Annotated in this window: 22 protein-coding genes and 8 pseudogenes; 19 read left to right on the forward strand and 11 right to left on the reverse strand. The window is 69.6% G+C overall.

Features of this window, described 5'->3' with window-relative positions; translation table 11 throughout:
* Window positions 1-20 precede the first annotated feature (20 nt).
* Window positions 21-192, reverse strand: a pseudogene (locus ACZ3IC_RS09895) (chitosanase); the annotation flags it as partial.
* A 114-nt stretch (window positions 193-306) separates the two neighbouring features.
* Window positions 307-612 carry an SH3 domain-containing protein gene (locus ACZ3IC_RS09900; RefSeq protein WP_467414433.1) on the reverse strand — a complete coding sequence of 102 codons (306 nt, stop codon included), beginning with the start codon at window positions 610-612 and terminating at the stop codon, window positions 307-309.
* Window positions 613-976: 364 nt separating this feature from the next.
* On the opposite strand from ACZ3IC_RS09900, the gene ACZ3IC_RS09905 reads away from it, so the two are divergent.
* The 5 genes and pseudogenes from ACZ3IC_RS09905 to ACZ3IC_RS09925 all read left to right on the forward strand — a co-directional run bounded on the left by ACZ3IC_RS09905 (window position 977) and on the right by ACZ3IC_RS09925 (window position 4,565).
* On the forward strand, window positions 977-1,660 hold the full coding sequence (locus tag ACZ3IC_RS09905; RefSeq protein WP_467414435.1) for an alpha/beta fold hydrolase: 684 nt from the start codon (window positions 977-979) through the stop codon (window positions 1,658-1,660).
* 134 nt (window positions 1,661-1,794) lie between these two features.
* Window positions 1,795-2,127, forward strand: coding sequence for a hypothetical protein (locus ACZ3IC_RS09910; RefSeq protein WP_467414437.1), 333 nt, complete (start codon window positions 1,795-1,797; stop codon window positions 2,125-2,127).
* A gap of 11 nt (window positions 2,128-2,138) precedes the next feature.
* Window positions 2,139-2,246 (forward strand): annotated as a pseudogene (locus ACZ3IC_RS09915) (fibronectin type III domain-containing protein); the annotation flags it as partial.
* Window positions 2,247-2,346: 100 nt separating this feature from the next.
* On the forward strand, window positions 2,347-3,039 hold the full coding sequence (locus ACZ3IC_RS09920; RefSeq protein ID WP_467414438.1) for a hypothetical protein: 693 nt from the start codon (window positions 2,347-2,349) through the stop codon (window positions 3,037-3,039).
* Entirely contained in the window at window positions 3,036-4,565 is a 1,530-nt protein-coding gene (locus ACZ3IC_RS09925; protein ID WP_467414439.1) for a YfcC family protein, read from the forward strand. The genes ACZ3IC_RS09920 and ACZ3IC_RS09925 overlap by 4 nt, the downstream gene beginning before the upstream one ends.
* Window positions 4,566-4,589: 24 nt before the next feature.
* On the opposite strand, the gene ACZ3IC_RS09930 is transcribed toward ACZ3IC_RS09925, so the two are convergent.
* Window positions 4,590-4,907 (reverse strand): VWA-like domain-containing protein, encoded by a 318-nt coding sequence (locus ACZ3IC_RS09930; RefSeq protein ID WP_467414442.1) that lies wholly within the window; start codon window positions 4,905-4,907, stop codon window positions 4,590-4,592.
* Between the two features lie 230 nt (window positions 4,908-5,137).
* On the opposite strand from ACZ3IC_RS09930, the pseudogene ACZ3IC_RS09935 reads away from it, so the two are divergent.
* The 3 genes and pseudogenes from ACZ3IC_RS09935 (at window position 5,138) to ACZ3IC_RS09945 (ending at window position 6,774) form a co-directional block, all read left to right on the forward strand.
* Window positions 5,138-5,938 (forward strand): annotated as a pseudogene (locus ACZ3IC_RS09935) (IS5 family transposase).
* A 10-nt stretch (window positions 5,939-5,948) separates the two neighbouring features.
* Entirely contained in the window at window positions 5,949-6,350 is a 402-nt protein-coding gene (locus ACZ3IC_RS09940) for a GNAT family N-acetyltransferase (RefSeq protein ID WP_467414443.1), read from the forward strand.
* 10 nt (window positions 6,351-6,360) lie between these two features.
* A complete protein-coding gene (locus tag ACZ3IC_RS09945) occupies window positions 6,361-6,774 on the forward strand; it encodes a DUF7008 domain-containing protein (RefSeq protein WP_467414444.1) in 414 nt (137 codons plus the stop codon).
* 76 nt (window positions 6,775-6,850) lie between these two features.
* On the opposite strand, the gene ACZ3IC_RS09950 is transcribed toward ACZ3IC_RS09945, so the two are convergent.
* Together ACZ3IC_RS09950 and ACZ3IC_RS09955 are read right to left on the reverse strand one after the other, a co-directional pair.
* Window positions 6,851-7,054, reverse strand: coding sequence for a DUF397 domain-containing protein (locus ACZ3IC_RS09950; RefSeq protein WP_467414447.1), 204 nt, complete (start codon window positions 7,052-7,054; stop codon window positions 6,851-6,853).
* A complete protein-coding gene (locus ACZ3IC_RS09955; protein ID WP_467414449.1) occupies window positions 7,051-7,887 on the reverse strand; it encodes a helix-turn-helix domain-containing protein in 837 nt (278 codons plus the stop codon). The genes ACZ3IC_RS09950 and ACZ3IC_RS09955 overlap by 4 nt, the downstream gene beginning before the upstream one ends.
* Before the next feature lie 520 nt (window positions 7,888-8,407).
* Between ACZ3IC_RS09955 and ACZ3IC_RS09960 the strand changes: the two genes are divergently transcribed.
* The 5 genes and pseudogenes from ACZ3IC_RS09960 to ACZ3IC_RS09980 all read left to right on the forward strand — a co-directional run.
* The gene (locus tag ACZ3IC_RS09960) at window positions 8,408-11,878 is read left to right on the forward strand and encodes a DEAD/DEAH box helicase (protein WP_467414451.1); all 3,471 of its coding nucleotides are present in this window, start codon (window positions 8,408-8,410) and stop codon (window positions 11,876-11,878) included.
* A 226-nt stretch (window positions 11,879-12,104) separates the two neighbouring features.
* Window positions 12,105-12,254: pseudogene (locus ACZ3IC_RS09965) on the forward strand (ATP-binding protein); the annotation flags it as partial.
* A gap of 343 nt (window positions 12,255-12,597) precedes the next feature.
* Window positions 12,598-12,828 (forward strand): hypothetical protein, encoded by a 231-nt coding sequence (locus ACZ3IC_RS09970; protein WP_467414454.1) that lies wholly within the window; start codon window positions 12,598-12,600, stop codon window positions 12,826-12,828.
* Window positions 12,829-13,287: 459 nt separating this feature from the next.
* Window positions 13,288-13,572 (forward strand): annotated as a pseudogene (locus ACZ3IC_RS09975) (transposase); the annotation flags it as partial.
* 415 nt (window positions 13,573-13,987) lie between these two features.
* A pseudogene (locus ACZ3IC_RS09980) lies at window positions 13,988-14,644 on the forward strand (lysophospholipid acyltransferase family protein); the annotation flags it as partial.
* 29 nt (window positions 14,645-14,673) lie between these two features.
* Here the strand turns inward: ACZ3IC_RS09980 and ACZ3IC_RS09985 are convergent.
* On the reverse strand, window positions 14,674-15,351 hold the full coding sequence (locus tag ACZ3IC_RS09985; protein ID WP_467414455.1) for a TetR/AcrR family transcriptional regulator: 678 nt from the start codon (window positions 15,349-15,351) through the stop codon (window positions 14,674-14,676).
* A gap of 154 nt (window positions 15,352-15,505) precedes the next feature.
* Here ACZ3IC_RS09985 and abc-f point away from each other — a divergent pair, with 154 nt between their 5' ends.
* On the forward strand, window positions 15,506-17,125 hold the full coding sequence (abc-f, locus tag ACZ3IC_RS09990; RefSeq protein ID WP_467414457.1) for a ribosomal protection-like ABC-F family protein: 1,620 nt from the start codon (window positions 15,506-15,508) through the stop codon (window positions 17,123-17,125).
* Between the two features lie 214 nt (window positions 17,126-17,339).
* Here the strand turns inward: abc-f and ACZ3IC_RS09995 are convergent, their stop codons facing one another.
* Window positions 17,340-17,540, reverse strand: a complete 201-nt coding sequence (locus ACZ3IC_RS09995; RefSeq protein ID WP_467414460.1) for a hypothetical protein — start codon at window positions 17,538-17,540, stop codon at window positions 17,340-17,342.
* A 119-nt stretch (window positions 17,541-17,659) separates the two neighbouring features.
* Between ACZ3IC_RS09995 and ACZ3IC_RS10000 the strand changes: the two genes are divergently transcribed.
* The 4 genes and pseudogenes from ACZ3IC_RS10000 to ACZ3IC_RS10015 all read left to right on the forward strand — a co-directional run bounded on the left by ACZ3IC_RS10000 (window position 17,660) and on the right by ACZ3IC_RS10015 (window position 20,426).
* A complete protein-coding gene (locus ACZ3IC_RS10000; protein ID WP_467414461.1) occupies window positions 17,660-18,127 on the forward strand; it encodes a hypothetical protein in 468 nt (155 codons plus the stop codon).
* Window positions 18,128-18,460: 333 nt separating this feature from the next.
* Window positions 18,461-18,595: pseudogene (locus tag ACZ3IC_RS10005) on the forward strand (IS701 family transposase); the annotation flags it as partial.
* An 81-nt stretch (window positions 18,596-18,676) separates the two neighbouring features.
* Window positions 18,677-19,757 (forward strand): annotated as a pseudogene (brxD, locus tag ACZ3IC_RS10010) (BREX system ATP-binding protein BrxD); the annotation flags it as partial.
* A 453-nt stretch (window positions 19,758-20,210) separates the two neighbouring features.
* On the forward strand, window positions 20,211-20,426 hold the full coding sequence (locus tag ACZ3IC_RS10015) for a hypothetical protein (RefSeq protein ID WP_467414463.1): 216 nt from the start codon (window positions 20,211-20,213) through the stop codon (window positions 20,424-20,426).
* A gap of 84 nt (window positions 20,427-20,510) precedes the next feature.
* On the opposite strand, the gene aceB is transcribed toward ACZ3IC_RS10015, so the two are convergent.
* Both aceB and ACZ3IC_RS10025 read right to left on the reverse strand, forming a co-directional pair.
* Complete coding sequence (gene aceB / locus ACZ3IC_RS10020) at window positions 20,511-22,130, reverse strand: malate synthase A (RefSeq protein ID WP_467414465.1); 1,620 nt, start codon at window positions 22,128-22,130, stop codon at window positions 20,511-20,513.
* A gap of 247 nt (window positions 22,131-22,377) precedes the next feature.
* The gene (locus ACZ3IC_RS10025; protein WP_467414466.1) at window positions 22,378-22,983 is read right to left on the reverse strand and encodes a nucleotidyltransferase family protein; all 606 of its coding nucleotides are present in this window, start codon (window positions 22,981-22,983) and stop codon (window positions 22,378-22,380) included.
* A 248-nt stretch (window positions 22,984-23,231) separates the two neighbouring features.
* Between ACZ3IC_RS10025 and ACZ3IC_RS10030 the strand changes: the two genes are divergently transcribed.
* Window positions 23,232-23,534, forward strand: a complete 303-nt coding sequence (locus ACZ3IC_RS10030) for a DUF5955 family protein (protein ID WP_467414467.1) — start codon at window positions 23,232-23,234, stop codon at window positions 23,532-23,534.
* Window positions 23,535-23,551: 17 nt separating this feature from the next.
* On the opposite strand, the gene ACZ3IC_RS10035 is transcribed toward ACZ3IC_RS10030, so the two are convergent.
* On the reverse strand, window positions 23,552-24,184 hold the full coding sequence (locus ACZ3IC_RS10035) for a response regulator (protein WP_467414470.1): 633 nt from the start codon (window positions 24,182-24,184) through the stop codon (window positions 23,552-23,554).
* Window positions 24,181-25,398 carry a sensor histidine kinase gene (locus tag ACZ3IC_RS10040; protein ID WP_467414471.1) on the reverse strand — a complete coding sequence of 406 codons (1,218 nt, stop codon included), beginning with the start codon at window positions 25,396-25,398 and terminating at the stop codon, window positions 24,181-24,183. The genes ACZ3IC_RS10035 and ACZ3IC_RS10040 overlap by 4 nt, the downstream gene beginning before the upstream one ends.
* Between the last annotated feature and the right edge of the window lie 56 nt (window positions 25,399-25,454).

The raw sequence follows: 25,454 nt of genomic DNA on the forward strand, positions 1-25,454 counted from the left end.
AGCCGCGACCCGGGTCTGCGTCAGCCGATGTGGTAGCTGTCGCCGTACACCTTCCAGTCGAGCGGCGGATCCAGGTTCAGATTCCTCTTCTTCAGGAAGATCCGCTGGGCCGTGTCCACCCGGCTGGTGTCGGAGTGTTGCCTCCTCCTGCCGCATGGCCCGGACCCGGGCGTCCAGGAAGGCGAGCAAGCGCCGTACACCCTTTCGGCACAGGGGAGTTGGGGATTTTCTGTCGAACGCGGGAAGGCCCCGCACCGCGCGGAAGGCGCGGTACGGGGCCGAGGCGCGAGGCCGGAGTGTGTTGGCTCAGCAGTTGAGGTAGGCCGTGTGGATCCAGACGCCCGTGGGGCCGCCCCAGAGGTCGCCCATGATCCAGTTGCCCTGCTTGCCACGGTAGTTGAGGTTCTGGCCGCTGTTCACCTGGCCCAGGACCGGGAACTCGGAGCCCGGCCCGCCGCGGAAGTTCACCCCGTTGTCGTTGACGGTGCAGACCGCGGCCGGTGCCTTCGCGGCCTGCATGGCAGCGGGGCTCTGCACGGCCTGGGCGGCGGGGCTGACGGCCAGGCCGAGACCGGCAGTGACCATCGCGGCCAGCAGCATCTTCTTCATCATGCGGATCTCTCCTCGGTGTTCCGGCCCACGTCGGCGTGTGCCGTTCGTCAGCCTCAACGGAGCTGCCGACCGTCGGGTCACGGGTCACGATCACCCTTCACACAGGAGTGAAAGCGCAGGTCATATGGCATGTGCACCGGCGCACGCAGTCAGCCGGGCGGACGCTTCCCGCGCCCGTCGATCACGGGTTTAACGGGCGTCGATCCGGTAACGGTCGCCGTACACCTGCCACCGCAGCGCTGTCTCACGCCTCGGTGAACGGGCGGCCGAGCCCGTCGTGCGCATCGCTGCCCCTCAACCCCGCCAGGCCGTGGAGGAGCCGCGGGGGAAAGGTCTTCGGCCATTCGGCTGTAGCGTCATGGGTATGGAAGATCAGTCTGTTGTGGATGTCGGCGATGTACGGCTGGCGTATCGGACCTGGGGCGACCCCTTCGGGTCGCCCGTGGTCCTGCTGCACGGCCTCGGCGGCTCCGCCGCGAGCTGGGAGGCGGCCGGAAGCCTGCTCGGCGAACAGTGGCGGGTGTATGCCCTCGACCTGCGCGGTCACGGCGAGAGCGACTGGCCGGACGAGTACTCCTTCGAGCTGATGCGGGACGACGTCCTCGGCTTCCTCGACGAGTGCGAGCTCGACCGGGTGGGCCTGGTCGGCCACTCGATGGGCGGCGTCGTCGCCCATCTGCTCGCCCAGGAGCACGCGGACCGGGTGGAGCGGCTGGTGCTGGTGGAGACCCCGCCGCCGTTCCCGAGCGAGCCCGAGCCGGTCGCCGAGCCGGAGGGACCGGTGGACTACGACTGGGCCGCGGTCGCTCCCATCCGGGCCGAGGTGTCCGACCCCGACCCCGAGTGGGCGGCCGGCCTCGGCGAGATCGTCGCGCCGACGCTGATGATCGCCGGCGGCCCGGAGTCCACCATGCCCCAGGGGCGCCTTCAGGACATGGCCTCGCTGATCCCGGACTGCCGGCTGATCACGATCGGGGGCGGTCACCGAGTGCATGAGGTCCACCCCGACCAGGTGGCCCAGCAGATCACGGAGTTCTTCACCAGCTGAAGGGTCTGCGGCTGCCGGCGGACCGGCCCGGCAACTGTGCGCCGCGCTCGGCCTCCACACGCGGCCGGGGTCATTGTCAGTGCCGGGTGCCATGATCCGCTTCATGGAACTCGTACCGTTCTTCGTCGAAGTCGATGCCCAGCCGTGGGCCGGGCCTGCTGGCGGAGCCGGTGCAGACCCCGGCCGCGGTGCTCGCCCTGCACGCGATCGCACCCGAATCCCTCGATGCCCCACGCCTGGCCGGTCTGCTCCTGGACTCCGCCGAGAAGGACGCCGACGCGGTGACCGCACTGGACGCGCTCGTCGTCCTCGGCCCCGGCGCTCTCACCGAGGACCATCGCCGCCGCCTGACGGCCCTGGCCGAGCGGGACCTCCGGGTGACGGCCTCGGGCCTGGAATCCGGGATGGCCCCTGCTGACGAACGACTGCGCGAACAGGCACGCGAGGCGGCGCGCATGCTGAGCTGACCCGGGCAGCCTGTGATCCGCCTCGGCCTCGCACCGCTTCGATGACGATCCGCGCCAAGCTGCCTGACGGGGAGTGGGGGAACTTCTCCGCACAGCGCACGGTCGTCCTCGGCGATTGACGGGCCCACAGACGGCGTGCGCGGAATCGAACCGTATGGTCCATTGATCCCGGAAACCTCGCGTACGGGCACCACGAGGAACAGGGGTTGAGCAATGGGCATGGGCTCCAGGGCCGACGCGCTGATGGACGGACTCAAGGCGGATCCGGAGCGGCTCACGACCTTTGCGTCCATCGCGTCCATCGCGTCCATCGCGTCCATCGCGTCCATCGCGTTCCCCGGCTTCCCTGGCTTCCCTGGCTTCCCCGCCGGACCCGTGCGGCCGGCCCGCGACCTGCCGGTGGAGCTGCTGCGCGAGGCGGGGGTCGAGCGCATCGACCGGCTTGTCCTTCCCGACACCGTGCCGATCATCGTTGCCGAGGTCCCTCCGCCGCCCGACGCCCCGACCGTGCTGCTCTACGTCCACCGGGAGGTACAGGGTTTGCTCGTCACCCATCTGGAGTTACTGCGCCCGTTCGGAATTCTGCTCACCGTCACCCCGGGCGACATTGGCCCCGGTTCCGAGCCCGCGACCGGGGCCCCCGCCTATCGCGCCGCGCTCAGCGCCCTGCGCGAGGGCTGTGGCACGGACGCCGCCCTTGTCGCCGGCGGCGGCTCGATCCCGCTGGTCAACGGCCTGTCCAGGGCCGTGCCCGGAGCCGAGGTGCTGCTCTTCGGGGACCAGGAAAGCATGGGCAACCTGCACGCGCCCAACGAACGGGTGCTGTTCTCGGAGCTGCGCTCGGCGGTCGTCGCCGAAGCCGCGTTCCTGCGCGAGTACGCGGTTTCGTACCGGGGCGGAAGCACCGCATGAGCACGCCCGGCACCGATGCCCGACCGGAGCAGAAGCAGCCGGACAGACGGAAATTCACCTTCCCCAGCGCCCTGACCGTCCTGGTCGTCGTCACGCTCGCCGTCTGGGCGCTGGCTTTCCTGATCCCGCCCGGCGCGTACGACCGCGACAAGGACGGCGCACCGATCCAGGGGACGTACCACCGCGTCCCCTCCGGCCAGACCATCGTCGACCGCCTGGGTGACCTCTTCCTCTCCCCGGTCAACGGCCTCTACGGTGTGCAGGACACCAGGACCGGGCGGGTCGGCCCGGACACGGTCGGCGAACTGTACGGCAGCGCAGGCGTGTTCCTTTTCGTCATCGCGATCGGCGCCTTCATCACGGTCGTCTTCGCCACCGGCGCCCTGGACCTGGGCATCGGACGCCTCGCCCACCGGCTGCGCGACCGTGGCGCCCTGCTCATCGCGGGCGTGATGCTGGTTTTTTCCCTCCTCGGTACGGTCGAGGGCTTCGCCGAGGAGACTCTCGGTTTCTACGGACTGATCGTCCCGCTGATGCTCGCCCTCGGCTACGACCGCATGGTCGCAACCGGCACGATCATCCTCGGCGCGGGTATCGGAGTCCTCTGCTCCACCGTCAACCCGTTCGCCACCGGTGTTGCCTCGTCCGCGGCCGAAATCTCGCTCGGCGACGGCATCGTGCTGCGCGCGCTGATGTGGATCGTGCTGACGGCGGTGACGATCGCCTACGTCATCCGGTACGCCAAACGCGTCCGAAGGAACCCGGACCGTTCACTCTCCGGCTTCCTCCCCGGCGACCGCGAACACACGGCCACCGGCGTGGGTGAGCCCCCGGAGATCACGAACCTTCACAAGACCGTCCTGGTCCTGGTCGGGCTGACCTTCGCCTTCATGATCTTCTCGGTGGTGCCCTGGTCCAGCGCCCTCACGGGGGAAGCCGAAGCCACCCCGTACGGCTTCGAGCTCGGCTGGTCCTTCCCGGAGCTCGCGGCGCTCTTCCTGGTGGCGGGCGTCGTCGTCGGCATCGTCGCGGGGTTCGGCGAGCAGAAGCTCAGCTCGACGATCGTCCAGGGCGCCGCCGACTTCATCTCGCCCGCACTGGTCATCGTGCTGGCTCGCGGGGTCACGGTCATCATGAACAACTCGCAGATCACCGACACGGTGCTGCACTCCATCGAGGGCGTGGTCTCGGGTACGTCCTCCGCCGTCTTCGCGGTCTTCGTCTTCATTGTCAACCTGCCCCTGGCGTTCCTGATCCCGTCCACCTCCGGCCACGCCACCCTTGCCATGCCGATCCTCGCCCCGCTCGCCGACTTCGCGGGCGTCTCGCGCGCAATCGTCGTCACGGCCTGGCAGGCGGCGAGCGGCTGGATGAACCTGTGGGTGCCGACGACTGCGGTCACGATCGGCGGGGTGGCGCTGGCGAAGGTGGGCTACGACAGATACCTGAGGTTCGTCTGGCCGCTGCTGGCGGTCCTGTTCGTGCTGATCTGCGGGTTCGTGGCCTTGGGTGCGGTGGTGACGTGACGCCTCGACTTCGGTTGGCCGGGCTCAGCCGGCCCTCGCAGCGCGCTGGACGACGACGATGTCCGGGCGGTCCCGGGCCGCCAGGGCGGCGGTGATCCCCACCCGCATGTCGGTGCCGCCGCCCCCGCTCAGCGTGATCTGCTCGGCGGCCGTCACCCGGGACACGCTCTGTACATCGGCGTCGCAGGCCAGCACGGTGACGCGGTTGCCCCGGATGCCCACCTCCCGCAGCACTCCGGTGACCTCCGCCAGCGCCGAGGCGAGCTCGTCATCACCCATCGACCGGCGGGTGTGGCCGGTCAGGTCCGAGGTAGGGTCGGGCCGGATTGTGCGTTCGTTCATAGAGCGAGATGGATACCGCGGAGGTCGGACCGTGACGGCAGCAGGAACGCCTTCGGCCCCGAAGCCGGGCCCTCCGCGCAATGAGCGCTGGGTGCAGGTCTGGGAGCTCCAGTGCGAAGAGGACAGGACAGGGAAGCGGCTCGACATCCCAACTCCGCCGAAGTACGCGTCCGCCGATTTCCTTAAGACGTCATCTCATTTGGGGAGTTCGGTAGTCTGCGGCTGTGGGGATCGTTGAGCGGTTGGTGCCAGATGAGTTGTGGGAGCTGTTCGAACGGGTAGCGCCGCCCGCTCCAGCGCGGCCACAGGGTGGTGGCCGACGGCGCTACGGCAACAGGGAGGTGCTGGCAGCGATCATCTTCGTGGCCACTTCTGGCTGTACCTGGAAGCAATTGCCTCGGGCCTTCGGGGCCGACGGCCCACCGGCGCTTCAGCGAGTGGTCGAAGGCCCGGGTCTGGGCCAAGCTGCATCGCCTGGTGCTGGACGAGCTCGGCTCGCGCGGGCAGCTGGACTGGTCGCGGTGCGCGATCGACTCGGTGAACATGCGGGCGATGAAAAGGGGGACCTGACAGGTCCGAATCCTGTAGATCGCGGCAAGTACGGGTCGAAGATCCACTTGATCACCGAGCGCACCGGTCTGCCGCTGTCCATTGGCATCTCGGGTGCAAACATGCACGACAGCCAGGGTCTTCAGCCGCTCGTGCGGGGCATACCGCCAATCCGTTCCCGCAGGGGACCGCGGCGTCGCAAGCCCGGCAAGTTGCACGGCGACAAGGGCTACGACTACCGGCACCTGCGGCAATGGCTCCGCAGCCGGGGCATCACGCATCGCCTGGCCCGACGGGGCGTCGAGTCCTCCACCCACTTGGGCCGCCACCGCTGGGTAGTCGAGCGGTCCGTGGCCTGGCTCGCCGGCTGCCGCCGACTCCACCGCCGCTACGAACGCAAGGCCGAGCACTTCCTCGCCTTCACCAGCATCGCCTGCACCCTCATCTGCTACCGCCGGATGATCGCTCGGGCCGCCCCTTAATCTTCCAGCCATGTATCGGATCGATGAAGCCCTGCCGAGTGTCGACGAGTACCAGAGCCTGCGCGCGTCGGTGGGTTGGGGCTCGCCGACACCCACCGACTGCGAAATCGCCCTGGCGGAAACAACGCTCGGAGTGGTTGCTCGTCATGATGAGCAAGCGGTCGGCATGGCCCGACTCGTCGGCGACAAGACTCTCTATCTCTTGATCGTCGACGTTGCAGTCCATCCCGCTCACCAGGGCTACGGTCTCGGGCGTGACATGGTCAGGAGGCTTGTGGAGTGGGCCAAGGAGCAAGGGACGCGCAACACGCTGTTGGTCGCCAGCCCGGAAGTCGTCCCGTTCTACGAGTCCCTCGACTTCTCTCTCGACGACAACCATCTGATGAAGCACACACCCACCTGGATTTCCTAAACCAAATGAGATGGCCTCTAAAGCGTCCTACTGGTCGCATCGCGGAAAGGTAGACATGCCCAAGGAGCGGTTCATCTCCTACCCCGACGCGTCGCCCGACTCGGACCCGACTCTGTTGCTCGGTTGGGCTGGCTGGGATCACAAGGACCAAGTGCAGGCTTTGATCAACGTGATCAATGACCGTACGGAGCAGGCTGGTTGGGAGACCTCGCGACTTACCCCGCTCATCGCGGGCATCCAGGAGCTGATGCCCTGGGTTCACCAGTGGCATGGTGAGTACGACGAAGAGTGGGATGGCACGCCCGCTGAGGAGTATCAGGCGTACCTGGACAAGCAGCGCGCCAAGCACGGGCTCTCGGCCGAGGACCTCATGGCGTGGCGGCCGGAGAAGAAGACTCGCGGCCGGGCAAAGAAGGCCGACTGACCCTCGCGTACGGTCTCGTGCAAGTGACCGCCCCGCTACCGGAGTTCGGTGGCGGGGCGCCGCCGTTCGTCCGGGGTCAGCTCTGCGCGGCGAACTTCACGAAGGCCGCCCAGCCGCCAGCAGCAACAGACAGGATGGGCCCCGTCTTATCCTTCGAGTCGCGGACGTGGACGGTGTTCGTGCGGGTCGCTACCTCGACGCACTCGCCGCCCGCTCCGCTGCTGTAGCTGCTCTTGAACCACGCGGACTCAGGCGTCCCCACAAGCGCTTCGGCGTTCATGTCTCTCCCAGAGATTTCTCGATGAGGGCCAGCGATTCGCGCGGAGTGATTGCCTGGGCCCGGAGGACGCCATACTGCTCCTCGAACTCCCGGACCGACCTTCGCTCCGTGTAGAGACGACTGTCCTTGTGCGCCTCAACGTACGCGATCCTCCGCTCTTCCTTGGTCTCGATCAAGGTGAAGGCGCCAGCCATTCCCGCGTGATCCTCGCGCCGGGTCGGCATCACCTGGATCTCGACGTTGCGGTATTGGCCGATCAGGAGAATCTGCTCCAACTGACCACGCAGCACTCCGTCCCCGCCCAGGGGGCGGCGCAGCATGCACTCCTCGATCACGAAGCTGATGATCGGCCTGGGGCGACGGGAATAGATCTTTTGCCTGGCCAGGCGGGCTGCCACCCGTTGCACCACGATCTCCTCTTCCAGCATCGGTCGCCACATCTCGAACACCGCCCGCGCGTACTCTTCCGTTTGCAGCAACCCGGGCACGCCGTGGTTGGCGTACACATGCAGCTCAACCGCCTCCGCCTCCAGCCTCGCCGCATCCCGGAAGAACGCCGGATACTGGGCCCGAGCAACCTCCCCCTTGCTGGTCTTCAGCACACCGCCCGCGTCCAGCAGTTCATCCGCCTGGTCGATGAACTTCGGCTGCGGGATCCTCCGCCCCTGCTCGAACGAGGCGATGCTCGACGCCGAGTACCCCGTCATCGCCTCGAACTCCGCACGCTCCAGCCCCGCCCGCACCCGGAAGAGCTTCAAGTGCTGGCCGAACACATGCAGAATGCCCGACCCCACCTCGTACTCATGCTCCGGCTGCTGTCGCTGATCGTCCACGTCCCACGCCTCCCGTTACCGTCCCGCGTCGCCCTGCCTGTCCCGAACCGTCCCCACTTACGCATCGGCCAACGAGGCCCACTGGGGCCGGTCATGCCCCGCACCGCGTACAGCCCGCGCGCGGACGCGTACAACAGGGACCCGTCGGCCCGTCTCTCCTGGTCAACGGTAGGCACGCACCGAGATCGTTTACTGGACGAACCGAGCAGTTCCCCCAGACGTGCGCACCCCGCAGCCGCCCGGCGAGGAAGGTGAAGTGCGCATCGCGCAACTCGTCCCTCGACGAGGCGTAATCCAGGCCATCCAGGGCGTGTTGCCTATGCAGATAGCGGCCCCGACGACTCGAAGCAATGCTTGGTCCAGCGCTCGATTCCTGACAGTCGCACGACACTCCGTTCGCCGCCAGCAGCACAGCGGACACCGGCCTGAGGTCGCATATGCGCCACTACCCCCTCCGCACTGCGCACGGAGCTGGCTAGGGTGATCGTTCCTGGCGGACCGGAACGAGGGGGCGGGCCGTATGGCGGCGAGCAGTGAGCGAAGGCGCAGGGCGGACATCGTGCGCTACTGGCGGGCTGTGGAGATGTTCAGCCCGCAGAAGGTGGAGAAGACCTCGCCGCCGAAAGGCATGTATCCCGTGGAATCCGAGAGCCCGCTGCCGTGGGAAGAGGGGCATCCCGTACGGCGGCGGAACCCGGGCCGGAACATGGTCAGGCAGCACACCGTCTACTGCGGCGTGTACCCGGTCGCGTCCGTCCGCGATGTCCTGCTTGATGTCTTCGGCGGCAGCGAGGAGGACCACGACGGCCGCGTGGATGGTGACAGTGCCCTGCTGGCCTTCGAGGTCACGGATGAAGGGCTGTTGGTCCAGGACTCCATCACCTTCTCCGCGTGTGCCTGGGCGGTGGGGCGCAGCCGTAAGCCCGGCCCGGGGGCCCAGGGCTGGCTCGACGGATTCGAGGAGGAAGCCGACGCGTGCGAAGGCGTTGTGCTGGGCGTCGGCGACGGCAAGGTGACGATCGCGGACACCGTGCCAGGGCGGCGGCAGCGGCCTTTCGCGGGGTTGCTGTGCGAGATCACGGTCGGCGCGGTCGGCGGTGCCTTGAACGCCGTACTCGGACCGGTGCTCGGTGACCTGGCGGTCGGTGCCCTCTCCGGCGCCGTCGACGCGGTGGCCGACAGCGGTGCAAGGCGCTCGGCCAGGCGCGAGGACGACGGGTCGCTGGACGAAAGCCCGTTGGACGAGGGCAACGCAGCTGATACGGCGGACGGCGACGATGCTCCGCCGCGGCTCGGCGAGAAGCCGCTGACCGTACGGGATCTTTCGGCCGTCACCCGGTGGGTCGCAGAACAGTTCGGTGTCACCGACGACCTGCGGCCGGAGACGATTCGGGTGCAGTGCCGATCTGTGTCCCGGCGGAAGGCCGGCCGGTCGGGCGGGTCGGACTTCCTCAACAGCTTCATCGCGGCGGACCTCGGCCTCGTCGCGGGCAGCCTCAGCAAGGACGAGCCGGGGCCCGCGCTACGGGACTACCTGACCGCCTCGACCGCGCTGCGCGGCCGTACGCGCATCGACCTCAAGCACGAACCCGGAGCGGTACTCGACGGCGTTCAGCCGTCCCATTTCCCGCTCGGGCGCTGGCCGGCGAAGACGGAGCATCCGCTGGTGCTGAGCCAGCAGTTCGCAGTCAACCGGATCGTGGAGCAGCTCGCCGAAACCGATGGCCTGTACGCGGTGAACGGCCCGCCCGGTACGGGAAAGACCACACAGTTGCGGGACCTCATCGCCTCCGTCCTGGTCATGCGGGCAGAGCGACTGTCCGAGCTGCGGCGGCCCGAAGACGCGTTCACCGACCGGGCGCACCGCTGGAGCACCGGCACCTACCAGCGGTCCGTCGCGGCGCTCAAACCAGAGCTGACGGGTTACGAGATGGTGATCGCGTCGGCCAACAACGGCGCCGTCGAGAACGTCTCCAACGAGATCCCCGCGCTCGAATCCGTCGCTGCGGAGTGGCGGGAGGAAGCGTCCTTCTTCCCGGAACAGGGACGACTTGTCCTCGACGGCGTACCGGCGTGGGGAACCCTCGCCGCGAAGCTCGGCAACAAGGGGAACCGTTCGGATTTCCGCAACAAGTACTGGTTCGGCCCTCCGCGCGAGGAGCGGGCCGAGCGTGGCGAAGGCATGCGGGACCTCCTGAAGGCGGCTGCTTCGCGCGGCAGCGACCTGATGTCGTGGCGGGAGTTTGTAGCTCGCTTCCGGGACGCACGGCAGACGGTGCAGACCCTGCAGGACGAGCGACAGCGAGCGTACGAGGCACTCCTGGACTTCAACGGTTCGCATGCGGCCGTCACCACCGCCCAGGAGGCGGTTCTCAGCGCCGAGCAGGACCTGGAAGCACTTCGGCAACCGGCCGCGGAGGCCCGTGCGGCTCGTGGCAGGGCGCAGAGGGACCTTGCAGGCCCTGCGGGCCGGAGGGCGGAGCACCGTCGGCACCGTCCCGGCCTGACCGCGGGCATCTTCACCCTCGGCGCGGCGCAGCGCGACTGGCAGGCGGAGGACCAGCTGCTGGCCGAGGCGGAGCAGACAGCTCGGGCCGCGTACGAGGAACACACGCAGGCGGCCGCCGCGTACGACCGGGCCGAAGCGGCCGGCAGAGGGGCCCTGGATGAAGCCGGGCGCGCCCTCGATGCGGCGGAAGGACGCCACGCCCAACTCCTGGCAACCCTGGGGGCAGCCCTTGAGCGCTGGGGCACCTGCATTCCGGGCCAAGAAGAGCGCGGCGAGAGAACAGAGGAGGATGCGAGGGAGCTCTCCTCACCCTGGTCCGACCCGGAGTTCACCCGGGCCCGCACCCGGCTCTTTCTCGCAGCGATGGATCTGCACCGTGCGTTCATCGAAGGCGCGGCCGACCGGATGCGCAAGAATCTCGACGCCGCGATGGACGTCCTCTGCGGCGACGCTCCCAAGACTCTGAAGCCGGAAGTGGTTCTGGCGGCCTGGCAGAGCCTCTTCCTCGCTCTGCCGGTCGTCTCCACCACCTTCGCCTCGCTGGATCGGATGTTCACGGGTCTCGGGCCCCGGTCGCTGGGCTGGATGTTGATCGACGAGGCCGGCCAGGCGACCGCGCAGATGCCGGTGGGTGCGCTGTGGCGGGCGCGCAGAGGCGTCATCGTGGGTGACCCGCTGCAGCTGGAGCCGGTGGTCACGCTGCCGCACACGGGGCAGCAGGCTCTTCGACGCACCTTCGGTGTGGCTGAGGAGTGGGAACCGTCCCGCACCTCGGCGCAGCGCGTCGCGGACCGGCTGAACAGCTACGGCACCTGGCTGCCCGCGCCCCAGGGCTCGGAGGACGACCGGGTGTGGGTGGGGTCGCCTCTGCGCGTCCACCGGCGTTGCGACGACCCGATGTTCACGATCAGCAACGAGATCGCCTACGACGGGCTCATGGTGCACGGGGTGCACCGGGACGACGAGTACGCCGTGGCCCGGCGCGGCGTGTGGTGGCCGGTGAGCGGAGGGCGGGCGTCGCAGGGCAAGTGGTCGCCGGACGAGGGGGATTGCGCGAACGTCATCGTGCACCGGCTGGTCGACCAGGGCTTGGATCCTGAGCATGAGCTCTTCGTCATCAGTCCGTTCCGGGATGTCGTGGCCGGACTCCGTCGCAGCCTGTGCCGGGTCGTCCCGCGCGACAGGGTGGGCACCGTGCATACGACCCAGGGGAAGGAAGCCGACGTAGTGCTGCTGGTCCTCGGCGCGGGCGGGGACAAAGCAGGCCCGCGAGCCTGGGCGGCTTCTGCCCCGAACCTGCTGAACGTCGCGGTGAGTCGCGCTCGTCGGCGGCTGTTCGTCGTGGGTGACCACGACGCATGGCGTGGACACCAGCACTTCGACGTACTCGCACGTCAGCTGCCGTGCATCTCGGAGGCCGAGCAGGCGGCCATGCGGGAACTCGCCCCGCCGGGGCTGGCCGAAGGGTGCCGCTGCCGGTAGAGGAGGTCGCAATTCACCCAGGGCAGTGGCCGAAGCGCGCCCTCCATGCGGCCCGTCACGCTCCGTTGCGTGTACAGCGCGCACACGCACACGTACAGCCCGCCCTCGTCTGCGCGTCTTCGCTGGTCAACGGCATGTCGTGGGCGAGATCGTCCTCGTCATGAGCCGAGTGACTACCCCAGAGGTGCCGGTCCGGCAACCGGCGGCACCCGTACGCGAATTCGCCATGCGGTTCACTTCCACTCCACGCGGCGCCCGGCTCGCTCGGCGCCTCGTCTCGCACCGGCTCGACGAGTGGGGCCATCCCTACGACTCCACCCCCAACGAGACCTTGACCCTGATCGCCGCCGAGCTGGCAGCGAACGCCACCCGCCATCCGCGGCCGCGGCAGGGAATCCGCAGGCGACCGTCAGGCCCAGGCCCGCCAACAGGGGGCCCGCCAGGCGCCATGCCGACACCGGGCTCGGCGGTGGTGCGTCGGGGTCCCGGCCTTCCATGCCCATGGGGACGCGTAGTTGGAGGCGCTGTGGGTCGTACGGGCGCCCGGTGAGTGTTCCGCGCTCCAGACGCCGTTCGAGCGCTTCGACGGAAGGGCGGCCGGTCTGCCTGAGGATGCGGACGGTGGAGATCACACCGGGCGACGTGCGCAGGGCTGCGACCCAGGCTCGAGGGCTTGGGGAACCCGAGGGGGCGGACGTCTCCAGGAGCCGGCGGCGGGCGTGGAACACGGACCGGTAGTCGTGGGCCAGGTCGTGCTCGATGAGGAACGCATCCACCACCCACATGCCCGCCTGGTGGCGGCGAGCCAGGTTCTCGATCTCGGAGACCGCAGCCTGCACTGCGCCGAAACCCGCACCGTGCAGCCGTACTTCGACCAGCAGCCCCACACGGCCGGGGCCGAGCGCCGAGGCGTCCGCGGTGTCGTCGCGAGGAAGCCATGGCCGGACTGACCACCCACGCCCCTCCAGGAGCTGTGCCGCGAGACTCGTCTCGTCCGGGCTGTCGACGACCGCGACCAGGACCTCGATCCGGCGGTTGAAGGGCTCGTTGGGCAAGGCCGCCGTGTCCGCACGGTCGACAGAACCTTCGGGGTCACCGGGACCGGCGGACCCGGACCCGGTTCGCGGGCCTGGTACCGTCCTTCCGGCCGATCGCCGGGGTGGCCGTCCGCAGCGTTCGTAACATGGCGCTCTCTCCGTTCCGATACTTCTCCCGCACGCCGTCGGCTCTTCTGCACCGGTCGTGCTTAGTACTCCAGTCTGACTTTGCGATCTTGTGGCCGTACCCGGCCGGGAACGGGTACGGCCACCGCGTGATCATCGGTTGGTGTGTGGGCAAAGGAAGATCGTGCGGTGGCCGCGGGCCATAGCGTAGGCCCTGCCCGCTGGCGGGAGATGTTCGACCAAGCCATGGCCCGGATCGCGGGCCGCTTCGGCCGAGTTGAGCCGAGGGCGAGTGTCCGTGCCTATCTGCTCGGGCTGTTGTCGAAGGCGGAGCGGAAGAACTGCTGGCAGCTGGCCGAACAGGCCGGCCTGGCTCGGCCGGGGCCGATGCAGCGGCTGCTGCGCTACGCGCGCTGGGACGCCGACGCCGTCCGCGATGATGCCCGTGCCTACGCCGTCGAACACCTCGGCGCCGACGGCGCGGTGCTGATCGTGGACGAGACCGGCTTCGTGAAGAAGGGCGATCGTTCTGATGCTGGACCGCGTCCAGCGCGTGTCCGAGGACCCGGCCGACTTTGGCGACGGCGGCTGGCGCTCGACCCTCCAGGTCTTGGGCCACGCCACTCTCGCCCTCTACCGTCGCCAGCCACGAGAGGGTGAGCAGGGCCAGGCCGAAGCCGGTGGTCCGGTTCGCGTGGCCGCGCCGCGACAACCCTGTACGCCGCGGCGGGCTGGAGCGCGGTGTGCGTACTCGGCGCCGGATTCAGCGGCCTCGCCCTCATCCTCTGGGCATTCACCAGGAACGGTGCCACCCGACCGGTGGAGAGGCGGGGACGATGTACCGCCTGAAGCGACAAGGCTCGAATATGAGTACGACGACTCAGGCCCCGGCCGCCATCCGGTCCCGACGATGAGGGCCAACACCGCCGAGACCGGGAGACCCTTCATGCTCAGCCGCACCGCCGACGTCCTGGTGCCCGCGTTCGGCCGCCTGACGGTGACCACCGACCCCGGCGCCGAACTCGCGCCCGGCAGTATCATCGCCGCGAACCATACGTCCTTGGCGGACCCCGCGATCGTGACCGCCGCCCTGCACCGCCTCGGCGCCGAGCCGGTCATCATGGCGGCCGCGGGGCTGTGGCGCGTCCCGCTGCTCGGCCGTGCGCTGGCCCGCGAAGGGCATATCCCGGTCATCCGCGGAGACCGGCGCGCCGCGGCCGCGCTGGACGCCGCGGCGGAGGCCCTGGAGCGGGGGCGGCTGGTCCTCATCTACGCCGAAGGGGGCCTGCCCCGCCGCAGGGACGCCGGGGAAGCGGCACCCGGCACCTTCCGCAGCGGCCTGGCCCGGCTCGCCGAACGCACCGGCGCCCCCGTCGTACCCGTGGGCCAGGCCGGAGCCCGCCGGATCACCTCGGGCAGCACCGCCAAGCAGCTCGCCGGCCTGGTCACCGCCCCGCTGCGCCGACCGGACCTTCATGTGCACGTGGGCGCGCCCCTGGAGTTGACCGGCGACCGCGCCACCCGGACGGCACGGGCCCGGACCGCGGTGACCACCGCGTGGCGCACGGCCGCCGCCCACCTGCGCGAGCCCGCCGCACTCGCCCCGCGCGGCAGCCACGCCCGGACGGGGTCTCAGACGTCGGCCTCCGGCGAGGGCTCGGCAAAGGCTCCGGCGGCTGCGGCGAGGGCGGCGGTTCTGGCCGCCTGGCCCGGCAGTCGCGGGTCGGACGGCGTGCGGAGAAGCACCAGCTGGTGGTAGAGCGGCGCGGTAGCGGCGATGAGTAGTTGCCGGGCGTCGGTACGCGGCGGGAGTTCGCCGCGCCGGACGGCCCGGCTGACGACGATCTCGCAGCGGGCGTACCGGTCCTCCCACAGCCGCTGCTGGGCCTCGGCGGCCTTCTCGGAGCGGAACGAGGCGGCGATCAGGGCCGCCATGACCGGTGGCTGTGCGCTCATGCCCGCCTGGATCTCCTCGTTCAGCGCTGTCAGGTCGCCTTCCAGCGAGCCGGTGTCCGGCGGCTGCCAGTCGTCGTCGCTCGCGGCGTCGAGCACGTCGGCGAGCAGACCGCCGACGTCCCCCCAGCGCCGGTAGACGGTGGTGCGGTGCACCCCGGCGCGGGCGGCGACGGCGTCCGTGGTGAGCCCGTCGTAGCCGTGTTCGGCCAGCTCCGCGAGGGCTGCGTCGAGCACCTGCGCGCGGATACGGGCGGTGCGGCCCCCGGGCCGGCGTCGGGGTGCCGACGGTGGCCGGGCGCCGTCCGCTCCCGCTTCCGTTTCCGGTGTCGGTTCCGGGGCTGTGGGAGGCGTCATGGGCGAATCCGATTGCTCGGGGGGACGAAGATATGGCAACATCTTAAAGCATCAACCGTCGCACTAGTGGAGTGATCGATGCTCTTCCACAGCATTCGCCCTGCCGCACGGCCCCTCACGGCCGCCTCGTTCCCGAATGCTCTGGAGACCTCGTATGCCCACACAGATCACCACGCTCGCCGTCAGCAAGTCCTTCAACGGCAGGCCCGTCCTTGATGCGGTGACCTGCTCGCTCGCCGCCGGCGAGCGCACCGGGATCATCGGGGAGAACGGATCCGGCAAGACCACCCTGCTGCGCCTGCTCGCCGGGCGCGAACAGCCCGATGAGGGTGAGGTCGTGGTCCAGGCCACCGGTGGCGTCGGCTATCTCGCCCAGGATGAGCGGACGGACCCGCGGGCCACCGTCCAGCACATCATCGACCGCGCCCTGAGCGACCTGCGCGCCGTCGAGCGGCGCATGCGGCACCTTGAGACCGCGATGGCCGACGGCGACGCGTCGGGCCTGGCCGAGTACGGCGAACTGATGACGGTCTTCGAACTGCGCGGCGGCTACGACGCCGAAGCCCGGGTGGAGCGTGCCCTGCACGGCCTCGGCCTGGGACTGGTGGGCCGTGACCGCGTCGTGGGCAGCCTGTCCGGCGGAGAGCGGGTCAGGCTGCGGCTGGCGGCCCTGCTGGCCGCCGCGCCGGAGGTGTTGCTGCTGGACGAGCCGACCAACCACCTCGACGACGGCGCCCTGACCTGGCTGGAGGAACACCTCCGCGCCCGCCGGGGCACCACGGTGGCGGTCTCCCACGACCGGGTCTTCCTCGAACGTGTCGCGACCAGCCTGCTGGAGGTGGACGCCGACCGGCACCGCGTCGTCCGGTACGGCAGCGGCTACCCCGGCTACCTCGCCGAGAAGGCCGCCGCCCGCCGGCGCTGGGCCCAGGCGTACGACCAGTGGCGGACCGACACCGACCGGCTCCGCGAGGCCGCCGCGACCACCGCCCGCCAGGTGGCTCCGGGCCGTCCGATGAAGGACGGCAACAAGATGGCCTACGACCGGGCGGGCGGCCGGGTCCAGCAGTCCCTGGCCGGCCGGGTGCGCAACGCCGAGGAACGGCTGCGCCGCCTGCTCGCCGACCCGGTACCGCCTCCGCCGGAGCCGCTGCACTTCACCCCGGTACTGCGGACCCGCCGCCTGGAGGGAACCGTCCTCGACGCCGCCGATGTCGCCGTCACGGACCGGCTCGACCGTACGAGCCTCACTGTTGCAGCGGGCGAACGCCTGCTGATCACGGGGCCGAACGGAGCGGGCAAGAGCACTCTGCTCCGCGTCCTGGCCGGGGACATCGCTCCCCACGGCGGGAGCGTCACCCGGCGCGGCAGGATCGGCTACCTCCCCCAGGAGCCGCAGCCCGGGAAACCGGACCAGACGGTGCTGGCTTCCTTCGCCCGCGGCCGGGCCGGGGACCCCGCCGAGCACGCCGAACAGCTGCTGTCCCTGGGCCTGTTCGACCGCGACCAGCTCACGGTGACCGTCAGCCGGCTGTCCACCGGGCAGGCGCAGCGGCTCGCGCTGGCGCGATTGCTGAGCGAGCCGTCCGAGGTCCTGCTGCTCGACGAACCCACCAACCACCTGTCGCCCGCTCTCGTCGAGGAGCTGGAGACCGCCCTGGCCGACTACGACGGCGCCCTCGTCGTCGTCAGCCACGATCGCCGGCTGCGCCGACGCTGGCGGGGTGCCCAACTGGCCATGCGGGCAACCAAAACGTCCGCCGCCAACGCCTGACGCCCCAGGATCTCGAACACCCCCGAGATCTCGTACACCCCCACGCAGACTCGAACGCCCCCACGCACAAAGGACGCGCTACGTGACCGCCGTGCCCCGCCGCCCTACCGGCGAACCATCCATGTCCCAGCACTGAGAATCGAGCCGCCTGCATGCCTGCTCCGTTCCGCCTCAACGAGGCGGAACGGACCGACGTCACAACCCGCAGCCGGATTTACCAACAGCGTCCCGTATGGGGTGCCGCCCGCCGGGCGTGGGCGGCGCGGGTGTCAGTCGACTTCGGGCGGGGGCAGATGAAGGTGATGTCCCAGTGGACGCCGCTGGAGTCCTGGCCCCGGTAAGGGCCCAGCAGATCGTGGTCGTAGGTGCGGTGATGGATACGGATGCCGCGTTCAGTGATGGCCTGCCACCGCACCGGCAAGATCGGCTACACGACTTGGCGGCACACCATTGTGGGAAGCTCACCTCCGCCGCGCCCGAAGGCTGTCCGGGCTCGCCAAGTACCTTCTGGTGCAGGTGTGTTGGAATGCCTTTATGGTCATTTCCGCTGACGGAACCACGCGCCTGAGCCCGGACGAGTTCGCGCACCGCCTGCGTGCCGAGATCGAGCGGCTGAGAGACGAGGCGACGCACCAGAGGAAACTCGCCCACCGCCGGGCCGAGTTCTGGGCCAAGACGGACATCGCCCTCGGTTTCCCCGCGGCCCTGCTCGCGGGCACGGGGGGAGCGGCAGGACTGGCCTCGGCGGACGTGCGCGTTCCCGCCGCCCTCGCCGCTCTGGCCTCTGCCGGGTTCGCGGCGGGAGCGGGCTTCCTGCGCAGCGACACAAGGTGCCGCGCCAACAAACGCGCCCGGCACGCATGGGCCTCAGTCGAGGCCAGGGCCATGGTGGTACTGACCCAGGAGCACGTGACCCACGAGGACCTTGGCGACCTGATGGAATGCCGCCAGGCTGCGCTGGCGGCCTACGACGGCGAGGAGCCCCAGCCTGGGGCGTCGTGATCCGCAGCCCTTCGGCTGCCGCCCCGTTTTGAAGACTCGGAGTGGGCGACCTGGCAGGCGTAGCCGCCCCCGCGTAGTCGCAGCCGAGCGACGGTGAAGGTCACCGGCAAGATCGGCTGCGCCCATGGCGGGACACCATCCGGTGGTGGATCACTAGGTATCTGCGGGACAGGGTCGTGGATGCCGAGGTCGGTGACGGGCCTCTTGGCGAGGTGGGCGGCCTCGGCTTGCTTGGCGCGGAGGAAGGCCACGGTCGAGTCGATGCCCTCGGTGTCGCCGAGCCAGTGCTCTTCCTGGGCCTGTTTGCGGCGCAGGAAGGAGGTCCTTCGCGTCCGCTGGAGCGTCGAGGAGTGCTTCCAGGCTGCGAAGAGCCAAGTCGGACTCGACCACTACCAGGTCCGCAACTGGACCTCATGGCACCGGCACATCACGCTCGCCATGCTCGCCCTGGCCTTCCTGACCACACTCCTCGACCATCCATCGGGATCCTGCGATCCGCGTGAGTTCCTCCAATGGGGTTCCAGCCGGGCAGAAGCAGACGTAGTTGGCGTGGATGCCGTCCTCCCACGCGGAGGTGAAGAACACGGAGGGCTCGATCTCTTCGCAGTCAGCCTCGACCATTTCAGCGGGGCGCTGAATGACGACATCGCGACCGTCGCACGAGGGGTGGATCTGCTTTTCACGCCATCCGCGGTGATTACGGCTTGAGACACCGCTGCACCGGCTGGAAACCGTCTACCGACGGCTGACTGAGCGACTCACCACCGCCACCCATCAGCCCAGTGCCCTACGGGCTGTGATCGACTCCTGGTTCTACACCTTGGAGGAGGAAATCCTCGACGCGGGCGAAGTGGAGGACGACGACGAGAAGGCCCTCGGGACTGCCGTCGACGCACTCCTGGAGCAGCGCCTTGCCGAGGTCGCCCGTACTACTCCCGCGTTCGCCGCAGCCCTTCGCGGATACCGCGAAGCGCGGGCTGCCGGGGATGCTGCTACGGCCGAGGCGCTCATCGCGTGGCTGGGCGGTCAGAAGTCGGTCGCGTCCTTCGCTCGGCGTGCAGCCGGCGTGCGCGGCGATCTCGACCACTTCGGTGCACTGGGCTTCCTCCAAGGGCTCCTGACCGTGCTGCGGGACTGCGGTCACCCCGGGCTGTTGGTAGTGCTTGACGAGATCGAGACCCTCCAGCGCGTACGCGGAGACGTGCGTGAGAAGGGCCTCAACGCCCTGCGGCAACTGCTCGACGAAATCGACACGGGCCGCTTTCCGGGCCTCTTCCTGGTGATTACGGGGACGCCCGCCTTCTACGACGGACAGCAGGGCGTGCAACGGCTCCCCCCGCTTGCCCAGAGACTCGCCACCGACTTCACGACCGACCCGCGATTCGACTCACCGCGCGCCGTGCAACTGCGGTTGGCGGGATTCGATCTGCCCCGGCTCGGGGAACTGGAGCGGAACGTGCGCGACTTGTACGTGGGAGCGGCCCGGAACCCCGAGCGGATCGCGGCGCGGGTCGATGACGCGTACATTGGCGAACTGGCCAGCGGGGTGACGGGTGGCCTCGGTGGGAAGGTCGGCGTGGCACCGCGGCTATTCCTGCGCAAGATCGTCGCCGATGTGCTCGACCGGGTCAGAACCGATCCCGACTTGCTCACCGAGGAGATCGAAGGGCCGCGCAAGCTGCTCCTCGCCGGTCGGAGCTGGCTTGTGACGTACATCGACTGGCATCGTAGACGCTGCTTCGTCGAGCCGACCGACAGCGGAGGGAAAGCCAAGTGGAGCGGTCTCGGTTTCGAGGGTGCCATTGCGTTCGAACTCATGCGAGCCATGCGTGAGGTCCTGCTCGGGGCCGACCCGGATGTAGCCCTTTCGAAGCGCGCGGTCACGGCGCTCGCTGAGGCGCGGGACCACTTCATGGATTTCGTTCACCCGGGCGGCACAATTATCACTGGCGCTTCCGGCGGACAGGTGCGCTGGTAGACCTGGGCCGGTCACCGAGCCAACGCCACGCTCGCGGCGACGCTCGGCACCGTTGCTGCGCCTGCCCAGCGGGTGAACGACTGCTGGATTCGGCTTCGGGAGGATGTGGACCGGCAGCACTGGAAGCAGGCTGTGGCCGATGTGTCGGACCAGCTCTGTCTGCCCGACGTCGACCAGCGGGCCGTAAAGGGGCTGAAGTTCGGTGAGGCGCTTCCGCCTCGCCTCGCGCAGGCGACTATGGCGACGAGGTTTGCCGACCTTGAGGGTGCACAGGCCGTCCTGGAGGAGCCGGTCAGATTTGTCACCCTGACACCTTCCTGAGGCCTTTCTGACTTCGAGTTCATCGCGATATGGCGCTGCCCCCGGCGCCGTCGGCATCGGGGGCAGCCATGTACGCAAGCGGGGTCAGCCCAGCTGCTCGTACGCCGGCAGCGTCAGAAAGTCCGTGTAGTCCTGGTCCAGGGAGACCTGGAGCAGGAGGTCGTGGGCCTGCTGCCACCTGCCGGAGGTGAACGCCTCCTCGCCGATCTCCTCGCGGATCGACGCGAGCTCCTCGGTCGCGACCTTGCGGGCCAGGTCAGCCGTGGCGTGTTCGCCGTTCTCGAAGACCACGTCCGCGTTGATCCACTGCCAGATCTGCGAGCGTGAGATCTCGGCGGTGGCCGCGTCCTCCATGAGGTTGAAGATGGCGACGGCGCCCATGCCGCGCAGCCAGGCCTCGATGTAGCGGATACCGACCGCGACGGCGTTGCGCAGGCCGTCGTACGTGGGCTTGGCGTCCAGGGTGTCGATGGCGATCAGGTCGCCCGCCGCCACCGTGACGTCCTCGCGCAGGCGGTCCTTCTGGTTCGGCTTCTCGCCGAGGACCGCGTCGAAGGAGGCCATGGCGATCGGGACCAGGTCCGGGTGGGCGACCCAGGAGCCGTCGAAGCCGTCGTGGGCCTCGCGGTCCTTGTCGGCCTTGACCTTCTCGAAGGCGACCTTGTTGACCTCCGCGTCGCGGCGGGAGGGGATGAAGGCCGCCATGCCGCCGATGGCGTGCGCGCCGCGCTTGTGGCAGGTGCGGACGAGGAGTTCGGTGTACGCGCGCATGAACGGGGCTGTCATCGTCACCGCGTTGCGGTCCGGGAGGACGAACTTGGCCCCGCCGTCACGGAAGTTCTTGACGATGGAGAAGAGATAGTCCCAACGGCCCGCGTTCAGCCCGGAGGCGTGGTCGCGGAGCTCGTACAGGATTTCCTCCATCTCGTACGCGGCGGTGATCGTCTCGATCAGGACGGTCGCGCGGACCGTGCCCTGCGGGATGCCGACGTAGTCCTGGGCGAAGACGAAGATGTCGTTCCAGAGGCGGGCCTCCAGGTGCGACTCCGTCTTCGGGAGGTAGAAGTACGGGCCCTTGCCGAGGTCGATGAGGCGCTGGGCGTTGTGGAAGAAGTAGAGGCCGAAGTCGACCAGTGCGCCCGGTACCGGGACGCCGTCGAGCTGGAGGTGACGCTCGTTCAGATGCCAGCCGCGGGGACGGGTGACGACCGTCGCGAGCTCGTCGGCGGGCTTCAGGGCGTACGACTTGCCGGATGCGGGGTCCGTGAAATCAATGTTCCGGGTGTAGGCGTCGATCAGATTGAGCTGGCCGAGGATGACGTTCTCCCATGTGGGGGCGGACGCGTCCTCGAAGTCGGCGAGCCAGACCTTGGCGCCCGAGTTCAGGGCGTTGATGGTCATCTTGCGGTCGGTCGGGCCGGTGATCTCCACCCGGCGGTCGTTCAGCGCGGCCGGGGCCGGCGCGACCCTCCAGGAGTCGTCCGCGCGGATCGCCGCCGTCTCGGGCAGGAAGTCCAGCGTGGAGGTGCGGGCGATCTTGGCGCGACGCTCGCTCCGACGGGCGAGCAGCTCGTCACGGCGGGGCGTGAACCGCCGGTGCAGCTCGGCCACGAACGCGAGGGCCGCGTGGCTGAGGATCTCGTCCTGCCGGGGCAGGGGCTCGGCATCGACGATGGCCAGCGGGGACGGCGCTGGTGCGGACATGAGCTGTCACTCCTTCAGCGGGCGGTGCGGGCGGCTTCTCACGGCCTCCGGTTCGCCTGAAACGGCACGGCGTGCCAAGGCTCCGGGATACGGCCGTGGGCGCTGTCCAGGGTGCACAGGGCTTCTGAGTCAGTGGATAGTAGTTTCCTCATAGTGGAAGTTCAATGGTTTGTTGATGCCGAGATTCTCCGGGGCCGACAGATGTCGGCAGATATGGGGTGGTGCGGGGCGACGGGTGCCGCCCCGTTCATTCAAGGTGCTTCAGGTCCTCCACCGTGTCGATGTCGTACGCCTGAGCCACATCGGAACACTCGACGAGCGTGATCGCATCGCGGTGTGCCCGCAGATACGTCCGGGCGCCCTGGTCGCCCACCGCTCCCGACGCGACGTCCGCCCACCGGTCGGCACCGAACAGCACCGGATGGCCGCGTTCCCCGTCGTACGAGGCGGCCACGAGACTCGTCCGGGAGCGGTACGCCGATCGCACCCGCGCCACCGCGTCGGCGCCGATGCCCGGCTGGTCGACCAGAAGGACGAGTGCCGCGTCCACCCCCGTCCCGGTGAGCGATCCGAGGCCCGCCCGTAGTGACGGGCCCATGCCCTCGGCCCATGCGCGGTTGACGGTCACCGTGCAGCCGGCGAGGTCGGTGCGCGCTCGCACCTCGTCCGCCGCTGCGCCGAGAACCACATGGACGCGGTCGCAGCCGCCCTCCCGCAGTACCCGTACCGCGTGCTCCACCAGAGGCCGGCCGCGATGTTCGAGCAGTGCCTTGGGCCGGCCGCCCAGTCGCCGTCCGCCGCCCGCGGCGAGCAGCAGCCCGGCGACCACCGGGGTCTGTGTTGTCCGAGTCATGCGCACTGGATACCTCAGATATGCCCTCTTTGCGCAAGCGGGCACAGGCGCGTACGCACGGGCGGTGCCGTCCAGGGAGCCGCATGCACATCACCCTTACGGGGCACCCCGAATTCTGTTGGTGGAGTGGCGCTCGACACCTCTCATGGCGTTAACTTGCGTGCATTCCTGGACACTTGACCACGGTCCGGGACCCGGTCGAAACACTGGCACAAAGATGTGTGAGGGGGAGTGCTTTGTTGCGAAGCGTGGGGCAGACGCGGGTGACCGGCAGTGGGGTGGATCCGAGGGTGGCGGAGCTGCGTACGGCCGTCTCCCGACTCCGACGCGAGCTGGCGGGGCATCCCGCGGAGTTCCCGGACCGGGGAGTCGCCGAGGACGAGCTGGCCGAGCTGGATACGATGGCGGTCAGCGGCGCCCCCGAGATTCCGCGGCTGCGCCGTTCGCTCCTGCTGATCGCGGGGGCGATCGGCTCGGTCAGCGCACTGGCCTCCGCGCTCAGGGATGTACGGGTCGCCGTCGATCTCTTCGGCGAGCCGCCGCGCCGCTGACGCACCGCGGCCGGGAATCAGCGGCGGATCAGTCGGCGGGCCGTTGCCGCCGCGACCGCCGCCGTGCGGGAGTCCACGCCGAGCTTGGCGTAGATGTGCACCAGATGGGACTTCACCGTCGCCTGGCTCAGAAAGAGCTTCTTGCTGATCTGTAGGTTCGACAGGCCCTCGCCGACCAGCTGCAGCACTTCCAGCTCGCGCTTGGTCAGGGCCTGTGCCGGGGTTCGCATGCGGTCCATGAGCCGGTGGGCGACGGCCGGGGCGAGCGCCGACCGGCCGGCCGCCGCGGTGCGTACCGCCGCCGCCAGTTCCTCCGGCGGGGCGTCCTTCAGCAGATAGCCGGCGGCGCCCGCCTCGACCGCGGCCAGGATGTCGGCGTCCGTGTCGTATGTGGTGAGGATCAGGACCCGGGGCCCGTCCGCTTGTGCCGTGATGGCCGCGGTGGCCTGTGAGCCGTGCATGCCCGCACCGAACTGAAGGTCCATGAGGACGACATCGAACTCGCCGGTCGCGGCGAGCGCGACGGCCCGCTCGGCGGTGGCCGCCTCGGCGACCACGCAGAAGTCGGGTTCGGCGTCGAGCACGGCCCGCAGCCCCGCCCGTACCACCGGGTGGTCGTCGGCGAGCAGCAGCCTGATGGGAGCGGTCATGCGGCGTCCTGTCCTGGCCGGCCGTCAGGGAGCGGAACGGGAAGCGGAAGGGTGAGGGCGACGGCGGTGCCCTGGCCGGGCCCCGACTCGACACTGAGCGTGCCGCCCAGCGAACGGGCCCGCGAACGCATCGCGGGCAGCCCGAAGCCGCCGGTGTCGGTGTCCGCGGCGGCCGGCCCGCACCCCGGGGCGAAACCGCGGCCGTCGTCGACGACGTCCAGTGACACCGAGGTGTCCATGAAGCTGAGAGTGATCTCCGCCCGCCGCGCCCCGGCGTGCTGCACCGTGTTGGCCAGCGCCGACTGGGCGGTACGCAGCAGCGCCACCTCGTACGGGGTGGGCAGCTCCACCGGGGAGCCGCTGACCGCGAACTGCACCGTGAGTCCGGAACCCGTGGTGCGGGACGAGAGGCGCTCCAGGGCGGCCGCCAGGGAGCCGCTCGCCAGATCGGGCGGCGTCAGGGCGCGTACGAAGCGGCGGGCCTCGGCGAGATTGTCCTGAGCGGCCTCGCGGGCCCGGCGGACGTGCGCGGTGGCGGGGGCGTCGGCGGGGAGGGTGCGTTCGGCGGCGCGCAGCAGCAGCTGGATGCTGGACAGGCCTTGCGCCAGGGTGTCGTGGATCTCGCGGGCCAGCCGTTCACGTTCGGCGAGTGTGCCCGCGGTACGTTCGGCCTCGGCCAGCTCCGCACGGGTCGACATCAGCTCCTCGATGAGCTCGCGGCGCCGTTCGCTCTCCCGGAACAGCGCGTCGTAACCGAGGACCGTCGCGACCGCGACCGCCGCCCCGAGGAGCGGGCCGATGAAGGAGCCGGGCGTGATGGCCCGGCCGTGCAGCACGAAGCTCGCGATGGCGGCGGCCGCGGTGACCGCGACGGCAGGCAGGGCCCAGCGCGTCGGCAGCAGATGCAACTGCAGGAAGTAGAGCGGGAACGCCACCCACAGGGCGTCGGGCGACAGGGCGAGCAGCACCAGCCAGACGCCGCCCAGCAGCGCCAGCCACACCGCGGCCGCGCCGGTGTGCGGCTGTACGGCGGGGGCGAGCGCGCCCGCCGCGTACACGGCGGCCATCAGACAGGTGATCACGACGACGGCGGTGGCGTGCGGTGTCCCGTCACCGCCGGCCCGTAGCGCCGCGAGCGCGAGCAGCCCCACCAGCAGCGCGTGCAGACACAGCCGCAGCGCGGCGGCGACCGGGGGATGGGTACGGGAATCCATGATTCGTCCAGCGTAGACGGGCGCCGCCCGCGGCCGGTCAATCGAAAGGTTGATGT

The organism is Streptomyces sp. NPDC002958, from assembly GCF_055563255.1.

Excerpts from the sequence above, each read along its gene's own strand:
- ACZ3IC_RS09900 (WP_467414433.1), bottom strand. The coding sequence starts at position 612 with ATGATGAAGAAGATGCTGCTGGCCGCGATGGTCACTGCCGGTCTCGGC.
- ACZ3IC_RS09905 (WP_467414435.1), top strand. The coding sequence starts at position 977 with ATGGAAGATCAGTCTGTTGTGGATGTCGGCGATGTACGGCTGGCGTAT.
- ACZ3IC_RS09910 (WP_467414437.1), top strand. The coding sequence starts at position 1,795 with ATGCCCAGCCGTGGGCCGGGCCTGCTGGCGGAGCCGGTGCAGACCCCG.
- ACZ3IC_RS09920 (WP_467414438.1), top strand. The coding sequence starts at position 2,347 with ATGGGCTCCAGGGCCGACGCGCTGATGGACGGACTCAAGGCGGATCCG.
- ACZ3IC_RS09925 (WP_467414439.1), top strand. The coding sequence starts at position 3,036 with ATGAGCACGCCCGGCACCGATGCCCGACCGGAGCAGAAGCAGCCGGAC.
- ACZ3IC_RS09930 (WP_467414442.1), bottom strand. The coding sequence starts at position 4,907 with ATGAACGAACGCACAATCCGGCCCGACCCTACCTCGGACCTGACCGGC.
- ACZ3IC_RS09940 (WP_467414443.1), top strand. The coding sequence starts at position 5,949 with ATGTATCGGATCGATGAAGCCCTGCCGAGTGTCGACGAGTACCAGAGC.
- ACZ3IC_RS09945 (WP_467414444.1), top strand. The coding sequence starts at position 6,361 with ATGGCCTCTAAAGCGTCCTACTGGTCGCATCGCGGAAAGGTAGACATG.
- ACZ3IC_RS09950 (WP_467414447.1), bottom strand. The coding sequence starts at position 7,054 with ATGAACGCCGAAGCGCTTGTGGGGACGCCTGAGTCCGCGTGGTTCAAG.
- ACZ3IC_RS09960 (WP_467414451.1), top strand. The coding sequence starts at position 8,408 with ATGGCGGCGAGCAGTGAGCGAAGGCGCAGGGCGGACATCGTGCGCTAC.
- ACZ3IC_RS09985 (WP_467414455.1), bottom strand. The coding sequence starts at position 15,351 with ATGACGCCTCCCACAGCCCCGGAACCGACACCGGAAACGGAAGCGGGA.
- abc-f (WP_467414457.1), top strand. The coding sequence starts at position 15,506 with ATGCCCACACAGATCACCACGCTCGCCGTCAGCAAGTCCTTCAACGGC.
- ACZ3IC_RS10000 (WP_467414461.1), top strand. The coding sequence starts at position 17,660 with ATGGTCATTTCCGCTGACGGAACCACGCGCCTGAGCCCGGACGAGTTC.
- aceB (WP_467414465.1), bottom strand. The coding sequence starts at position 22,130 with ATGTCCGCACCAGCGCCGTCCCCGCTGGCCATCGTCGATGCCGAGCCC.
- ACZ3IC_RS10025 (WP_467414466.1), bottom strand. The coding sequence starts at position 22,983 with ATGACTCGGACAACACAGACCCCGGTGGTCGCCGGGCTGCTGCTCGCC.
- ACZ3IC_RS10035 (WP_467414470.1), bottom strand. The coding sequence starts at position 24,184 with ATGACCGCTCCCATCAGGCTGCTGCTCGCCGACGACCACCCGGTGGTA.
- ACZ3IC_RS10040 (WP_467414471.1), bottom strand. The coding sequence starts at position 25,398 with ATGGATTCCCGTACCCATCCCCCGGTCGCCGCCGCGCTGCGGCTGTGT.